The organism is Bacillus thuringiensis, from assembly GCF_001182785.1.
In the GTDB taxonomy this organism is placed as follows: domain Bacteria; phylum Bacillota; class Bacilli; order Bacillales; family Bacillaceae_G; genus Bacillus_A; species Bacillus_A thuringiensis_S.
Window position 1 is genome coordinate 212,057 of the sequence record NZ_CP012099.1, and the last position, 14,598, is coordinate 226,654.

The following is a 14,598-nucleotide window of genomic DNA, read 5'->3' on the forward strand; positions in this document are numbered from 1 at the left end:
TATTTTCAGAAAAATGACTATTCAAACATGAAATTGGAAAGTATAATAAAGAAGTAAGTATTAAATTCCGTACGAAAGGGGTGAATGAGATGAAACGTTCTTTAGCTGCACGTGCCAAATTTTTAGATTTTATCTATTTTTGTCGTGCGATTTTTCATGATGTAGTTGTTAACGGGATACGTATGCCCTTTTTTAACAATTGCATAGTGACTATTGAACGATAGAAATCTCTTCACCCATTTTTAATAAACGTGTGAAAAGGGAGCTATTTGGCTTCCTTTTTCTATGCCGAAAACCATGGGGAATGTTTCTTTCTCATGGTTTTTTATATTGAAAGGAGTACGGAAAATGACTATTTGTAGTGTAAATAATGTAACGAAATCTTTTGGTGGAAACATCATATTTGAAAATATATCGCTTGAAATAAAGAATGGTGAACGTGTTGGGTTAGTTGGTCGTAACGGTAGTGGGAAGACAACAATCTTTGGGCTTCTAACGGGAATGGAGAGTTTGGATGCAGGAGCCATCCATATGAAGAAAGGTACACGTATTGGTCATGTCGCACAAATTCCGAAGTTTGATGAGGTCCTGACTGTATATGATGTATTGAGTTCCGCTTTTAAAGTAGAAAAGGAATTAGAAAAAGAAATGCATGCTCTAGAAAAAAATATGGCGGAGGAGCAGGAACAATCTTCTTTGCAAAAGCTAATGGAGAGATACGGAGTAATTCAAGAAAAGTTTGCGTTCCTTGGTGGTTATGAAATAGAAGCAAATATAATGAAGGTAGCAAATGGCTTACAAGTGACAGACTTATTTTCAAGAGTATTTACGGAATTAAGTGGAGGAGAACAGACGAAAGTAAGCCTTGCATATATGCTATTGCAGAAACCAGATTTACTTCTATTAGATGAGCCAACAAATCATTTAGATTTATTTGCAGTTGAATGGTTAGAGCAATTTTTAAAAGAATACACTGGAACAGTTATGGTTATTTCACATGATCGTTATTTCCTTGATGAAGTTGTAACGAAAATTTTTGATTTGGAAGATGGAGAGATTCACGTGTACCATACGAATTATTCTCAGTTCGTTGAGGAGAAGGAAGAAAGATTACTTCAAGAGTTTCAAGCTTATCAGGAGCAACAAAAGAAAATAAAGAAAATGAAAGAAGCAATTAAGCGTCTACGTGAATGGGCAAATCAAGCGAACCCTCCGAATGAAGGATTGCATAAAAGAGCGAGAAATATGGAACGTGCGTTAGAACGTATAGAGAAATTAAAGAGGCCAATCTTAGAACGAAAACAGATGGGTCTTCAGTTTGAAGGGCAAGAGAGAAGCGGGAAAGATGTTGTTGTAATGAAAGAAGTGAGCAAAGGTTTTGCTGGCCGACCTTTATTTGAACAAGCGAATTTACATGTGCGTTTTCAAGAGCGTGCGGCTATCGTTGGTCGTAATGGCACAGGAAAGACTACATTATTAAAACTACTATTAGAAGAAATAAATCCAGACGTTGGTGAAATTCGAATTGGTAGTAGTGTCAAAATTGGTTATTTATCACAGCATACGTATGGCAATTTGAAGAGTAATGTATTGGAAGCGTTTAGAGAGTATGTAGCTGTAACCGAAGGAGAAGCAAGACATATATTGGCTAAGTTTTTATTTTATGGTCCAGCAGTATTTAAGAAAGTAACGCAACTGAGCGGTGGAGAAAAAATGAGGTTAAGACTTGCGCAACTTATGTATCAAGACATCAATTTTCTAATTTTAGATGAGCCGACAAACCATCTTGATATTGAATCAAGGGAAGTTTTAGAGGAAGCCCTTGAGCAATATAATGGAACAATCCTAGCTGTTTCACATGATCGTTATTTTTTAAATAAGTTATTTGAAAAGACGTACTGGATTGATGAATGTAAATTATTTGAGTTTGCAGGAAACTATGCATGGGCTCGTCAAAAATGGGAAGAAAAGCTTGAGAAGCAAGTAATAAAGCAGAAACGCCAAGGGAGAAAGAGTGTTGAAATGGTTCCAGTAAAAGAGAAAAAGGCTAGGAATCTTGAAGAGATTGAAAATGAGTTAATGCATGTAGAAGAAGATATATATGCAATAGAATGTGAAATGGAACATGTAGCTGATGTTGAAAGACTTGAAAAATTATATGAGGAAAAAACGATGAAAGAGTTGTTACGAGCGAAGTTATATAGTGAGTTAGAGAATATTGTGGAGTAAAGAGTAGAAAGCCACTTCCTTTCAGTTTTGCTGGAGGAAGTGGCTTTTTCATAATGATATTTTGCTTTAAAGATTAAATGAAGCGATGTGTTTCACGTGAAACAGTAACTTAGATAAATCCGTGTTCCTCAATTTGCATAGCTTGTGAAGCATATGAAATGATAAGGTGAAAAATAAATGTCATTAGTGGCTTTTCAATAGGAGTAATCACAAAAACAAAGACTAATTATTTCCCGAGAGATAAAGTGAAACTTTAATCAGTGGGGGTTTTACTGTCCGGCAAATAGCGGGATAAATATGTGTAACAGAGACTAGTGATTGAAAACGAAAAGAGAGCAAAGTTACAGCTTTACGCGCTGAACTCTGCTTTCTTTTTGTGTGGCATCTTCTCTCGTTGAAATTATAATAGCGATCCCGAGCATGATAAAAAAAGCTAAAAAGAGGACGAACTTTGGGAAGAACGGGAATAGTAATAACGCCCCGACTATCATAATTGTTAATAATACGTAGTGCAGGACGTATTGGAATAGTTTGTCCATATTTTCGCCCCCTTTTTGGTAATTGGTTATTATTATTCTATGTTTCATGCTGAAGGAATAGAAGTAGATTTTTAAGTTTTTAATACGAATTATAGCTGAGTTTTCTTAAAGTATAAATGTAGAGGGATAATTTTGGAAAAATTCTCAAAATATTTATTTAGAAAGAATTGACAAAATATACTGAACGATATAAGCTAATAACCATAAAGTCTACCGGAAAGGTCGGAATAAGATTGTTACCCCTCAAAAACATCTATTTTTTTATGATTAAAACCGACTTTTCCGATTGGCTATAAATGTGCTGTGGGAGGCATACATAAGCTTATAAGTTCAAAGGGTATAACTATTAAACAGTTAGGGTGGGGACAATGAAGAAAAAAACAAAAAAATGGGCTGGTGTATTTTCAGTATTACTGAGTAGTTCGCTTGTGTTATCTGCTTGTGGGGGACAGGAGGATACGGCTTCTACAGAACCAGTAAAAAAGCAGGATTTAAAAGACTCTAAGATTGAATCAATTCCAGCTACAGATAAAAAGAAAAGTCCAGAGAAAGCAAATCAACGAAAAGATACTTTTATTACAGCCATTTCTAAGCCAGGGGGAGTTTTCCTTCCGTATTTCCAAGATAATGGTTGGGATGGAAATGTAACGTCTGTTATTTTTGCGTCATTAGTAACAACAGACAAACAAAGTAAACCTGTTCCGGACCTTGCAGAAAAATGGGATATTTCTGCTGACCAGTTAACATATACATTCCACTTACGTAAAAACTTAAAATTTAGTGACGGGTCGCCTTTAACAGCGGATGACGTAGCATTTACATTAACACTACTTCATGATAAAGCGTATGAAGGTGGATTGGATATTGCTCAGTATGCTGTTAAAGGTGGGAAAGAATATAAAGAAGGAAAAGCAACTTCTATTGAAGGAATCCAAGTTGTTGATCCACAGACAATTAAAATTACAACTGAAAAAGTTAATTCACAGGCGCTAACGAATTTAGGTGGCCCAGTGCTATCAAAAGCTTATTATGGAAAAGATTATAAACAAAATACAAGTTTAGACTATTTAAAAGCATTATATGGGCAACCAATTGCAGCGGGTCCATATAAATTTGAAAAATATGTTCCAGGTCAAGAAGTCCGCTTTGTTGCTAACGAAAATTATTATGCAGGTAAACCAAAAATCAAAAACTTTATTTACAAAATTACATCAGGTGATACTGGATTCCAATTATTCCAAACAGGTGAACTGGACTATAGTGGGTTTAGAGCGAACCCTGAAAATATAGACCAATTAAAAGGATTAGAGTTTGCAAATATTAATCTTGAATCATCAAGTGATATTGCTTATATCTATGTAAATAATAAGAAGTCGTATTTGAAAGATAAAAAGGTACGCCAAGCACTTACTTATGGATTAGACCGTAAGAAGTATGTGGATACAGCTTTACAAGGCTATGGCTCTGTCGCTAACGTACCAATTGCTCCAGTTTCATGGGCATATACAGAAGAAGGTATTAATAAATATCCGCACGACGTAGAAAAGGCTAAAAAATTATTGGATGAGGCTGGTTGGAAAGTAGGTTCTGACGGGGTTCGTGAAAAAGATGGTCAAAAATTAAAATTAACATACTACGCATCAAATACAGGTAAAACAAATGATATCTTTATTCCGATTGCAAAAGAAAGTTACAAAGAAATTGGTGTTGAATTAAATCCAGAGTTGATGGACTTTAATACGATGCTTTCAAAAGTAGGAAAAGGTGACTACGATTTAGCGGCAGTTTCAACACCAGGAATTAGTGATCCAAGTGAAGTTGTAAGTGAGTACTTATCAACTAATCCAAAAAGTGATACGGGTTATAATAATCCGAAAGTAGATGATTTGATTGTAAAAGGTATAGGAACGACAGATATTGAAAAACGTAAAGCGATTTATAAAGAGCTGTATAAAGAGTTAAGTGATGATCCACCAGTTATTTTATTAAACTATCGTAAACTACTTTATGCTCATAATGCACGTATAAAAGGAATTGATCCAGAAAAGTACGATAGCATTAGTTCCAATTTACCAGTGTTATCTATTGAACAATAAGGGTTGACCTAAATAATAGAAGACGTTTTTTCACACAGCAATGGAATGGTAGCTGTTTTGAAAAAATGTTCTTCTATTTTTAAGTAAATAGGATTGGGGAGACAAAAGGTGAAAACATATATCATTCGTAGGTTTCTACAAATGATTCCTACATTGTTTGGTACGTCTATTATTATCTTTTTCTTATTTGCACTCTTACCGGGTGATTATATCGATTCAAATCCAAAATTAACACCAGAGAGAGCTCAAGAATTAAGAGAGTTGTACGGTTTAAATAAACCGATTATTGAAAGGTATTTTCATTGGCTAGTGAATGCTTTGCATGGTGATTTTGGATTTTCTTTACAGTACCAAGAACCGGTAACTTCATTACTTAATAAATTCATTTGGAATACATTTATTGTTGCTGCTGCAGCTTTATTTTTCACTTGGATTATTGCTCTTATTATTGGGGTTATTTCTGCAACAAAGCAGCATTCTTGGTTTGATAGATTGGTAACAATCGGTGTCTTTGCAGCAATGTCATTTCCATCATTCTTTATCGGACTATTTTTAATTAAATTATTAGCAGTTGATTTAAAGTTATTGCCTATTGGTGGCATGATTGATATTGGGAGTAACTCAACAGGGATAGCATACATATTAGAAGTATTACGTCATATGATTCTACCTGTATTTATTTTAACGCTTCTTGGTGTAGGATCGTTAACACGCTATTTTAGAACCGGCATGTTGGATGTTATTAGGCAAGATTATATTCGTACTGCTCGTGCAAAAGGTTTAAAAGAAAGGACCGTTATTTATAAACATGCATTGAAAAATGCAATTTTGCCAGCAATTACATTACTCGCTTTTGAATTACCGGGTTTATTTTCAGGAGCTATTATTATTGAACAGATTTTTAATTGGCCAGGGATTGGGAGTATTCAATTAGAAGCATTAAACTTCCGTGATTATACGGTATTAATGGCCTTTACAATGTTTCTTTCTTGTTTAACAATTATGGCTAATTTCTTAGCTGATATTGTATATGCGTTTGTTGATCCAAGAATTCGATTGAAGTAAGGGGGGAAAGATATGGAGACTATTACACCCATAATAGAGAAAAAGAAAGAACGGAAAAAGAGAAATGAATCATCACCATGGCGCCAAGCGTATAAAAAAATCAAGAAAAATAAGATGGCACTGTGTGGCTTATACGTTTTAATATTTATGTTTTTATTTAGTTTTATCGGTCCAATCTTTTCACCGTATGCTGATGGGAAAGTACAAGTAACACAAATTAATAAACCACCCAGCCTGTCACATTGGCTTGGAACAGACCAGTTGGGACGGGATATTTTAACTAGACTTATGCAAGCAGGGCGTATTTCATTAACAATTGGTTTAGCGTCGATGCTACTATCCGTTATACTAGGTGCTCTATTAGGAGCCATTGCTGGTTTTTATCGAGGAGTTGTAGATCATTTAATTATGCGTGTTGCAGATGTCTTAATGTCCATTCCAGGATTACCGCTACTTATTATAATGGGAGCAATTTTATCAGAATGGAAATTACCATCGGAGTACCGTTTATATGTTGTAATGATTATTTTAAGTTTAGTAGGATGGCCAGGACTTGCCCGTCTTGTGAGAGGACAAATTTTAACATTGCGGGAGCAAGCCTTTATGCAAGCGGCAGATGTATTAGGATTAAAAGATTCTCGAAAAATCATTCATCATCTAATTCCTAACGTCTTTCCGTTACTTATTGTTGTAGCAACTTTGGGTGTGGCTGGATCTATTTTAAGTGAGTCCGCGCTAAGCTACTTAGGTCTCGGCGTCGTCCCACCTACACCATCATGGGGGAACATGATTAGCGCAGCTAACTCATTAATTGATTTCCAAAAGCGTCCGTGGTTATGGATTCCGCCTGGTTTTGCAATCTTTATAACAGTTGTATCAATTAATTTACTTGGTGATGCACTTCGTGATGCGTTAGATCCAAAGATGAGACGGTAGGTGAGAAGGTATGAGTAGAGCGGTAGTAGAGCTAAAAGACTTACAAACACACTTTCAAACGGAGGAAGGGACAGTGAAGGCTGTAAACCATGTTAGCTTTGCTGTTCGAGAAGGTGAAACGGTTTGTGTAGTAGGAGAATCAGGTTGCGGGAAGAGTGTAACGGCTTTATCTATTATGGGGCTTATTGCTGAATCTGGCAGTGTAGTGGGTGGAGATATTTTATATGAAGGAAAAAGTCTTTTAGGAATGAAAGAGAAAGAACTTCGTAGTTTACGAGGCAATGATATTGCAATGATTTTCCAAGAACCGATGACATCGCTAAATCCCGTCTTCACTGTAGGTGAGCAAATTGTAGAAACGCTAAGGGAGCATGAATTACTTAGTAAAAATGAAGCGTATAAGAAAGCAATTGAGTTAATTCGTAAAGTTGGCATAGCCCGTGCTGATGAAATTGTCCATTCTTATCCGCATGAACTGAGCGGCGGGATGTTACAACGTATTATGATTGCTGTTGCGCTTAGTTGTAATCCTAAGTTATTAATTGCAGATGAACCAACAACAGCTCTTGATGTTACGATTCAAGCTCAAATATTAGATTTACTAAGACAAGTGAAAGAAGAATTTAAAACGTCGATCTTATTAATTACACATGATTTAGGTGTCGTAGCAGAAATGGCTGATTACGTTGTCGTTATGTATGGCGGGAAAGTTATTGAAGAAGCTCCGGTATTAGAGATATTCCAAAATCCAAAACATCCTTATACGAAAGGATTATTGAAATCAAAACCAGTAATGGGAAAACGAATAGATAAACTATATTCTATTCCAGGGCAAGTTCCAAATTTAGTTGGTTTAGGTGAGTTTTGTTACTTTAGTGGGCGTTGTGAGCATTGTATGGAAATATGTGAAAAAGAAGCCCCAAATCTAAATATAAATGATGAAAATCATAAAGTAGCTTGCTGGTTATATGAGGAGCGTGCGGAGCAATGAGTGAACCATTATTAGAGGTGAAAAACCTAAAGACATATTTTCCAATTAAAGGTGGCATATTTAGTAGAACGATCGGACATGTAAAAGCAGTTGATGGAGTAAGTTTTACTATTAATAAAGGCGAAGTGTTTGGTCTCGTTGGCGAATCAGGGAGCGGAAAAACAACGATAGGAAAAACAATTTTACGTCTCATTCAAAAAACGGAGGGGGAAGTGAAGTTTAAAGGGAAAGATGTTCATTCTTTATCGAAGGATGAATTGAGAAAACATCGCCCTAATATGCAGCTCGTTTTTCAAGATCCATTTAGCTCATTAAATCCGAGAATGAGAATTGGAGAAGCGCTTGGAGAGCCGATGTTGGCCCACGGATTAGCGACGAAAGAAAATGTTCGTGAAAAGGTAATTGAAGTATTGGAGTTATGTGGCTTAGCTCCTTATCATATTGACCGGTATCCCCATGAGTTTTCTGGTGGACAACGTCAGCGTATCGTAATCGCAAGGGCTATGGTGTTAAATCCAGAATTCATTGTAGCTGATGAACCTGTGGCGGCACTAGATGTATCTATCCAAGCACAAATTATTAATTTATTTAGTGAGTTACAGGAGAAAAAGGGATTATCTTATTTATTCATTTCACATGATTTGAGTGTAGTAGAACATTTATGTACGAAAATCGGAATTATGTATTTAGGTACGATTGTGGAGACGGCGCCGCGTGATGAGTTATTTACCAATCCGCTACATCCGTATACAAAAGCATTGTTATCAGCCGTTCCAATACCAGATCCAACAGTGAAGCGAGAGCGAATTATACTAGAAGGGGATATTCCAAGTCCAGCAAATCCACCTTCGGGTTGTCGTTTTCATACACGTTGCCCGTTTGCAACAGATGTTTGTAAAAAAACAATACCAGAATTTCGTAATGTTGGTGATGATCATTTTGTTTCTTGTCATCATGTATAAAAAAAGGACTCTTTCAAATGGAAAGAGTCCTTTTTTTTATTTACTAGATGAAGTTTGTTTCAATACAAATTGCTCGATTGCGTGAGCAACACCATGTTCATTGTTTGTTAATGTTACAACATCACATAGTTTTTTTACATCTTCTTCAGCGTTGCCCATTGCAACAGATAAGCCTGCTACTTCTAACATTGGTACATCATTAAAATTATCACCAATAGCAACTGTATCTTCAATAGGAATATTAAAATGAGCTGCCATCTGCTGTAGCCCGTTTCCTTTATGTCCATTCTTATCCATAATTTCTAAGTTAGTAGGAGCTGATGCTGTAACCATAATATCAGCGTCTTCTTGTAACACGCTTAATAGCTGTGCGCGATGCGCTGCATTAAATGTTGAAATGAAGAATTTAGATATTTCTAGTTCTTGGTTATTTACAACATCTTCTATTTTTTTGAAATCAGTAATTAAGTTCGATTTCTTTTGCTTTTCTGTAATTCGTTCAAGTTCCTCTAATGTAACATCAAGCGCCTGCTTATTTTCTTCGAACGCTTGCATCACTTGATCTTGCCATGTATATGGAGAATAAACTCCTTTATTTGTATATAACTTATATGGGAAACTTTCAGATTCTAGTAATTTTGCAAGTTTGTACACTTTGTCGTTTTGTATACAACGCGAGTTAATTACTTTTCCATCCACATAAACAATAGCCCCATTGCTTGCTCCGACTGGAAGAGATAATTTATATTCTTCCAATAGCTTTAAAGCATCCTCTTTCGCACGACCAGAACAAATCATTACAATATGACCAGCTTCTTGTGCAGTTTGGATTGCTTGTAGGTTTTCTTTGGAGATTTCAAGATTAGATGATAGTAGTGTACCATCCATATCTAATGCGATTAATTTCAAAATGACCACCTCTTTGTTTTTATTATACATAGTTATATAGAGGAAACATATAAACTTATCTTGGAAAGACGGTATTTTATCTCATATTAAAAGTAAGTAAAGATTAGATAGGTTTAGTGTCACTAAATAAACTGTTTGTAACAAAAATAGAGAGGAGTATGACTATATTTCACTTTATGACTGTAATATTACACGAATGTTACAAACATGAACTTAGTGAAAAGTGCATTAAATAAAGGTTTTTGGGGATTATTATAAAAAAACGTAAAAAAAGTGTAATAAATTTCACGTTATTATATTGCAACGTAACAATAGTTATGTTACATTAATGTTACAAACGTTACGTTATCAAATTTAATGTAACGTTAACATAAAAACTATGAAATAAACATTTCTTAGAAATTACATATAGATAACTTATGAAAAGGGAGGATAAATGATATGAAAGAGCAAGTATTACAAGTAACAAAAGGTGACTTCGTAGGATCAGCAAGTGGAGCGGTAGTATTAACAGCATTAATCGTATTTCTATCAAGCGTATTAGTATAATAGAAACTTTGTAACAAAAGAAAAAGAAGGGAGAATGAAAGATATGAAAGAGCAAGTATTACAAGTAACAAAAGGTGACTTCGTAGGATCAGCAAGTGGAGCGGTAGTATTAACAGCATTAATCGTATTTCTATCAAGCGTATTAGTATAATAGAAACTTTGTAACAAAAGAAAGAGAAGGGAGAATGAAAGATATGAAAGAGCAAGTATTACAAGTAACAAAAGGTGACTTTGTAGGATCGGCAAGTGGAGCAGTAGTATTAACAGCATTAATCGTATTTCTATCAAGCGTATTAGTATAATAGAAACTTTGTAACAAAAGAAAAAGAAGGGAGAATGAAAGATATGAAAGAGCAAGTATTACAAGTAACAAAAGGTGACTTCGTAGGATCAGCAAGTGGAGCGGTAGTATTAACAGCATTAATCGTATTTCTATCAAGTGTATTAGTATAATAGAAACTTTGTAACAAAAGAAAAAGAAGGGAGAATGAGGGATATGAACAGTGAACAAGTGTTTCAAGTAACAAAAACAGATTTATTAGGATCCTTAGGTGGAGCGGTAATATTAACATCATTTATTCTATTCCTTGCAAGTGTATTAGTATGATATATATAAATACAATCATTCAAAAAAAATAAAGACTCTAACGTATTAGTAAGTAGTTAATATGTTGGAGTCTTTTTTATATTCTTCTTATATACCCTCAAGTATTAAAGTTACCTCATTATCCAGCATTTATGGCTAATTAGACGCTGCGTTTGAAATTTGATTCAACGAATAATCAAAAATCCACTGAATAAAATCCCGCTTTATTTCAAAGAGAAAAAAGTCGAATTTTATATGTAAGAAAAAAAGAGGAATTTGACAGAAAAGATAGAAAATTTTAAAGGTCAGAATTTGTTAGCTTGCTAACTAATTTCTATTTATTTATGTTGGAAGCGTTTTCGGTTGGTTTTAAGTATGGACCATTTAATCTATTTACAGGGGGATGAAGATATTATGAAACAAAAATCTATGGATACGCTAGCTGCACAAATGGAGGATTTTTTTCCAGTACGTGATGTAGATCATTTGGAATTTTACGTAGGGAATGCAAAGCAATCGAGTTATTATCTTGCGAGAGCGTTCGGATTCAAAATTGTGGCTTACTCTGGATTAGAAACTGGAAACCGTGAAAAGGTATCTTATGTTCTTGTGCAAAAAAATATGCGTTTCGTTGTGTCTGGAGCTTTAAGTAGTGAAAATCGTATTGCAGAGTTTGTAAAGACTCATGGTGATGGCGTGAAGGATGTGGCACTACTTGTTGATGATGTTGATAAAGCATACTCAGAAGCAGTGAAACGTGGTGCTGTCGCAATTGCTCCACCAGAGGAATTAACAGATGAGGACGGTACATTGAAAAAAGCAGTTATTGGTACGTATGGTGATACAATTCATACGCTTGTAGAGCGTAAAAATTATAAAGGGGCATTTATGCCAGGATTCCAAAAGGTAGAGTTTAATATTCCATTTGAAGAGTCTGGTTTAATTGCTGTCGATCATGTAGTTGGTAATGTTGAAAAAATGGAAGAGTGGGTTAGTTATTACGAGAATGTCATGGGCTTTAAACAAATGATTCATTTTGATGATGACGATATTAGTACAGAGTATTCGGCGTTAATGTCGAAAGTTATGACGAATGGAAGCCGTATTAAGTTTCCGATTAACGAACCAGCAGACGGAAAGAGAAAGTCACAAATTCAAGAGTATCTAGAATTCTATAATGGAGCTGGTGTACAGCATCTTGCTTTATTAACAAGTGATATTGTTAAAACGGTTGAAGCGCTTCGTGCAAATGGGGTGGAGTTTTTAGATACACCTGATACTTATTATGATGAGTTAACTGCACGAGTTGGAAAAATCGATGAAGAAATTGATAAGCTAAAAGAATTAAAGATCTTAGTAGATCGTGATGATGAAGGTTACTTACTACAAATCTTTACGAAACCAATTGTAGATCGCCCGACTTTATTTATTGAAATCATTCAACGTAAAGGTTCTCGTGGATTTGGTGAAGGAAACTTTAAAGCGTTATTCGAATCAATTGAAAGAGAACAAGAGCGTCGCGGAAACTTATAAGATTTATATCCACCAGCAAAAGTCCCTTTGCTGGTGGAAATTTCATTTTTATAAGGAGGAATCAGGATGAAATTTGTTACATTTCGTCTTCCTTCAAAAGAAATACGGGCTGGATGGCTTGAAGGTGACAAAGTAATAGATATGAATCTTGCTAGTGAAGGGAAAATCCCTTCTTCTATGATGGCTTTTTTAGAAAAAGCTGATGAGTATGTAGAAGTAGTGCGGAATATTAAGAATCCAAATAAGGGTATATATGCTTTAGAAGAAGTACAATTGACAGCTGCTCTTCCTAATCCGAGTAGTATTCGAGATTTTTACGCATTTGAACAACATGTAAAAACAGCTCGTGGACGAAGAGGACTAGATGTTGTGCCTGAATGGTATGATATTCCGGTTTTTTATTTTACTAATCATCGTGCTGTAATTGGTTCCGGTGATTTTGTAATTGGTCCGAAAAAGTCTAAAAAGCTTGATTATGAGCTGGAGATTGCTTGCGTAATAGGAAAAGAAGGGCGAAATATTTCTCGTGAGCGAGCAGAGGAATATATTTTTGGTTATTGTATTATGAACGACTGGAGTGCGAGAGACTTACAAGCAACAGAAATGAAAGTAGGTCTCGGTCCGGCGAAAGGAAAGGACTTTGCAACTTCGTTAGGAGCACATCTTGTTACGAAAGAGGAATTAGATGTTTATCGTAATGGTGATCGATATGATTTAGAAATGACTGCTCATGTAAACGGAAAACTATTATCAAAGGGAAACTTCCAAGATATTTACTATACATTTGCTGAAATGATTGAACGTGCTTCAGAGGACGTTACGTTATATCCAGGAGATGTGATTGGTTCTGGGACAGTAGGAACAGGATGTATTTTAGAACTTGGTACAGAAGAGTGGCTACAAGATGGAGATGTTGTAGAGCTGTCGATTACTGGTTTAGGTACACTACGTAATACGATCAAAAAAGAAAAGGAAGCGGGTGATGGGCATGTTTTATCGTCACATGGGAGAACTACCTCATAAACGACATGTACAATTTCGTAAAAAAGATGGATCGCTTTATCGTGAACAGGTAATGGGAACAAAAGGATTTTCTGGTACGCAGTCTATTTTGTATCATCACTATATGCCAACAGAAGTAGGTCATTCTGCATTATCGCATTCTTGTCAGTTGCAGTATGAAGAGGATGTTGCTCTTTCTCATCGCCACTTCCGAACGAAAGAAAATAAAAAAAGTGGTGATGCAATAAGTGGACGGAATTTCATACTTGGAAATGAAGATTTGTTAATTGGAGTAGTGAGCCCAACAGAAAAAATGGATTATTTCTATCGTAATGGTGATGGCGACGAAATGTTATTTGTTCATTATGGAACAGGGAAAATTGAAACGATGTTTGGAACGATTCACTATAGAAAAGGCGACTATGTAACGATCCCAATTGGAACGATTTATCGTGTTATTCCAGATGAAGGAGAGACTAAGTTTCTTGTTGTAGAGGCGAATAGCCAAATTACAACACCGCGTCGTTATCGAAATGAATATGGACAATTGTTAGAGCATAGTCCGTTTTGTGAAAGAGATCTTCGTGGTCCAGAAAAATTAGAGACCTATGATGAAAAAGGCGAGTTTGTCGTAATGACAAAATCAAGAGGATATATGCATAAACATGTTTTAGGACACCACCCGTTAGATGTTGTTGGATGGGATGGCTATTTGTATCCGTGGGTATTTAATGTAGAGGATTTTGAACCAATTACAGGGCGCATTCATCAACCACCGCCAGTACATCAAACATTTGAAGGGCATAATTTTGTTATTTGCTCTTTCGTACCACGTTTATACGATTATCATCCAGAGTCAATTCCGGCACCATATTATCATAGTAATGTTAATAGTGATGAAGTTCTTTATTATGTAGAAGGAAACTTTATGAGTCGCAAAGGTGTGGAAGAAGGTTCTATTACACTTCATCCGAGCGGGATTCCTCATGGGCCGCATCCGGGGAAAACAGAGGCAAGTATAGGGAAGAAAGAGACGCTTGAATTAGCTGTTATGATAGACACATTCCGTCCGCTTCGTATTGTAAAACAAGCACATGAAACAGAAGATGAAAAGTATATGTATAGCTGGATTGAACAAGGTTCATATACTGTGAAATAAGTAAAAAAAGGCATGCTCTCAATAAGGGAGCATGCTTTTTTG

At 35.6% G+C, this 14,598-nt stretch carries 17 protein-coding genes; 15 read left to right on the plus strand and 2 right to left on the minus strand.

The genetic code is table 11. From position 1 onward, the window contains the following. Nucleotides 1-89: 89 nt before the first annotated feature. Both AC241_RS35100 and abc-f read left to right on the plus strand, forming a co-directional pair. On the plus strand, nt 90-224 hold the full coding sequence (locus AC241_RS35100) for an RAxF-45 family protein (protein WP_000830643.1): 135 nt from the start codon (nt 90-92) through the stop codon (nt 222-224). Between the two features lie 73 nt (nt 225-297). Then, nucleotides 298-2,229 carry a ribosomal protection-like ABC-F family protein gene (gene abc-f / locus AC241_RS01245; protein ID WP_142286855.1) on the plus strand — a complete coding sequence of 644 codons (1,932 nt, stop codon included), beginning with the start codon at nt 298-300 and terminating at the stop codon, nt 2,227-2,229. A gap of 341 nt (nt 2,230-2,570) precedes the next feature. On the opposite strand, the gene AC241_RS01250 is transcribed toward abc-f, so the two are convergent. After that, nucleotides 2,571-2,768, minus strand: coding sequence for a hypothetical protein (locus AC241_RS01250; protein ID WP_016083966.1), 198 nt, complete (start codon nt 2,766-2,768; stop codon nt 2,571-2,573). A gap of 368 nt (nt 2,769-3,136) precedes the next feature. On the opposite strand from AC241_RS01250, the gene AC241_RS01255 reads away from it, so the two are divergent. From AC241_RS01255 to AC241_RS01275, 5 genes are all read left to right on the plus strand, one after another. Continuing rightward, complete coding sequence (locus tag AC241_RS01255) at nt 3,137-4,864, plus strand: ABC transporter substrate-binding protein (RefSeq protein ID WP_000730676.1); 1,728 nt, start codon at nt 3,137-3,139, stop codon at nt 4,862-4,864. A 108-nt stretch (nt 4,865-4,972) separates the two neighbouring features. Beyond that, the gene (locus tag AC241_RS01260) at nt 4,973-5,929 is read left to right on the plus strand and encodes an ABC transporter permease (protein ID WP_000860687.1); all 957 of its coding nucleotides are present in this window, start codon (nt 4,973-4,975) and stop codon (nt 5,927-5,929) included. 12 nt (nt 5,930-5,941) lie between these two features. Continuing rightward, entirely contained in the window at nt 5,942-6,865 is a 924-nt protein-coding gene (opp4C, locus tag AC241_RS01265; RefSeq protein ID WP_000447957.1) for an oligopeptide ABC transporter permease, read from the plus strand. A 10-nt stretch (nt 6,866-6,875) separates the two neighbouring features. Beyond that, a complete protein-coding gene (locus AC241_RS01270; protein ID WP_029441454.1) occupies nt 6,876-7,856 on the plus strand; it encodes an ABC transporter ATP-binding protein in 981 nt (326 codons plus the stop codon). Continuing rightward, nucleotides 7,853-8,818: an ABC transporter ATP-binding protein gene (locus AC241_RS01275; RefSeq protein WP_001294490.1), complete on the plus strand. Its 966-nt coding sequence runs from the start codon at nt 7,853-7,855 to the stop codon at nt 8,816-8,818. The genes AC241_RS01270 and AC241_RS01275 overlap by 4 nt, the downstream gene beginning before the upstream one ends. A gap of 36 nt (nt 8,819-8,854) precedes the next feature. Here AC241_RS01275 and AC241_RS01280 read toward each other — a convergent pair whose 3' ends face one another. Continuing rightward, nucleotides 8,855-9,727: a Cof-type HAD-IIB family hydrolase gene (locus AC241_RS01280; protein ID WP_000766426.1), complete on the minus strand. Its 873-nt coding sequence runs from the start codon at nt 9,725-9,727 to the stop codon at nt 8,855-8,857. A gap of 441 nt (nt 9,728-10,168) precedes the next feature. Between AC241_RS01280 and AC241_RS01285 the strand changes: the two genes are divergently transcribed. The 8 genes from AC241_RS01285 (at nt 10,169) to AC241_RS01320 (ending at nt 14,556) form a co-directional block, all read left to right on the plus strand. Beyond that, nucleotides 10,169-10,276 (plus strand): DUF3948 family protein, encoded by a 108-nt coding sequence (locus AC241_RS01285; RefSeq protein WP_000664237.1) that lies wholly within the window; start codon nt 10,169-10,171, stop codon nt 10,274-10,276. Nucleotides 10,277-10,310: 34 nt separating this feature from the next. Continuing rightward, complete coding sequence (locus AC241_RS01290) at nt 10,311-10,427, plus strand: DUF3948 family protein (protein WP_000654250.1); 117 nt, start codon at nt 10,311-10,313, stop codon at nt 10,425-10,427. 43 nt (nt 10,428-10,470) lie between these two features. Beyond that, a complete protein-coding gene (locus AC241_RS01295; protein ID WP_000664237.1) occupies nt 10,471-10,578 on the plus strand; it encodes a DUF3948 family protein in 108 nt (35 codons plus the stop codon). A gap of 34 nt (nt 10,579-10,612) precedes the next feature. Beyond that, nucleotides 10,613-10,729: a DUF3948 family protein gene (locus AC241_RS01300; protein WP_000654250.1), complete on the plus strand. Its 117-nt coding sequence runs from the start codon at nt 10,613-10,615 to the stop codon at nt 10,727-10,729. A gap of 43 nt (nt 10,730-10,772) precedes the next feature. Further along, on the plus strand, nt 10,773-10,883 hold the full coding sequence (locus tag AC241_RS01305) for a DUF3948 family protein (protein WP_001083691.1): 111 nt from the start codon (nt 10,773-10,775) through the stop codon (nt 10,881-10,883). Nucleotides 10,884-11,276: 393 nt separating this feature from the next. After that, entirely contained in the window at nt 11,277-12,395 is a 1,119-nt protein-coding gene (hppD, locus tag AC241_RS01310; protein WP_000810920.1) for a 4-hydroxyphenylpyruvate dioxygenase, read from the plus strand. Nucleotides 12,396-12,461: 66 nt separating this feature from the next. Then, nucleotides 12,462-13,418, plus strand: a complete 957-nt coding sequence (locus AC241_RS01315; RefSeq protein ID WP_016083963.1) for a fumarylacetoacetate hydrolase family protein — start codon at nt 12,462-12,464, stop codon at nt 13,416-13,418. Then, nucleotides 13,384-14,556 (plus strand): homogentisate 1,2-dioxygenase, encoded by a 1,173-nt coding sequence (locus tag AC241_RS01320; protein WP_014481934.1) that lies wholly within the window; start codon nt 13,384-13,386, stop codon nt 14,554-14,556. Before AC241_RS01315 ends, AC241_RS01320 begins: the two co-directional genes overlap by 35 nt. Nucleotides 14,557-14,598 lie beyond the last annotated feature (42 nt).

Excerpts from the sequence above, each read along its gene's own strand:
- AC241_RS01305 (WP_001083691.1), top strand. The coding sequence starts at position 10,773 with ATGAACAGTGAACAAGTGTTTCAAGTAACAAAAACAGATTTATTAGGA.
- AC241_RS01290 (WP_000654250.1), top strand. The coding sequence starts at position 10,311 with ATGAAAGATATGAAAGAGCAAGTATTACAAGTAACAAAAGGTGACTTC.
- AC241_RS01320 (WP_014481934.1), top strand. The coding sequence starts at position 13,384 with ATGTTTTATCGTCACATGGGAGAACTACCTCATAAACGACATGTACAA.
- AC241_RS35100 (WP_000830643.1), top strand. The coding sequence starts at position 90 with ATGAAACGTTCTTTAGCTGCACGTGCCAAATTTTTAGATTTTATCTAT.
- opp4C (WP_000447957.1), top strand. The coding sequence starts at position 5,942 with ATGGAGACTATTACACCCATAATAGAGAAAAAGAAAGAACGGAAAAAG.
- AC241_RS01270 (WP_029441454.1), top strand. The coding sequence starts at position 6,876 with ATGAGTAGAGCGGTAGTAGAGCTAAAAGACTTACAAACACACTTTCAA.
- AC241_RS01285 (WP_000664237.1), top strand. The coding sequence starts at position 10,169 with ATGAAAGAGCAAGTATTACAAGTAACAAAAGGTGACTTCGTAGGATCA.
- AC241_RS01255 (WP_000730676.1), top strand. The coding sequence starts at position 3,137 with ATGAAGAAAAAAACAAAAAAATGGGCTGGTGTATTTTCAGTATTACTG.
- AC241_RS01275 (WP_001294490.1), top strand. The coding sequence starts at position 7,853 with ATGAGTGAACCATTATTAGAGGTGAAAAACCTAAAGACATATTTTCCA.
- AC241_RS01295 (WP_000664237.1), top strand. The coding sequence starts at position 10,471 with ATGAAAGAGCAAGTATTACAAGTAACAAAAGGTGACTTTGTAGGATCG.
- hppD (WP_000810920.1), top strand. The coding sequence starts at position 11,277 with ATGAAACAAAAATCTATGGATACGCTAGCTGCACAAATGGAGGATTTT.
- AC241_RS01315 (WP_016083963.1), top strand. The coding sequence starts at position 12,462 with ATGAAATTTGTTACATTTCGTCTTCCTTCAAAAGAAATACGGGCTGGA.
- AC241_RS01300 (WP_000654250.1), top strand. The coding sequence starts at position 10,613 with ATGAAAGATATGAAAGAGCAAGTATTACAAGTAACAAAAGGTGACTTC.
- abc-f (WP_142286855.1), top strand. The coding sequence starts at position 298 with ATGGGGAATGTTTCTTTCTCATGGTTTTTTATATTGAAAGGAGTACGG.
- AC241_RS01250 (WP_016083966.1), bottom strand. The coding sequence starts at position 2,768 with ATGGACAAACTATTCCAATACGTCCTGCACTACGTATTATTAACAATT.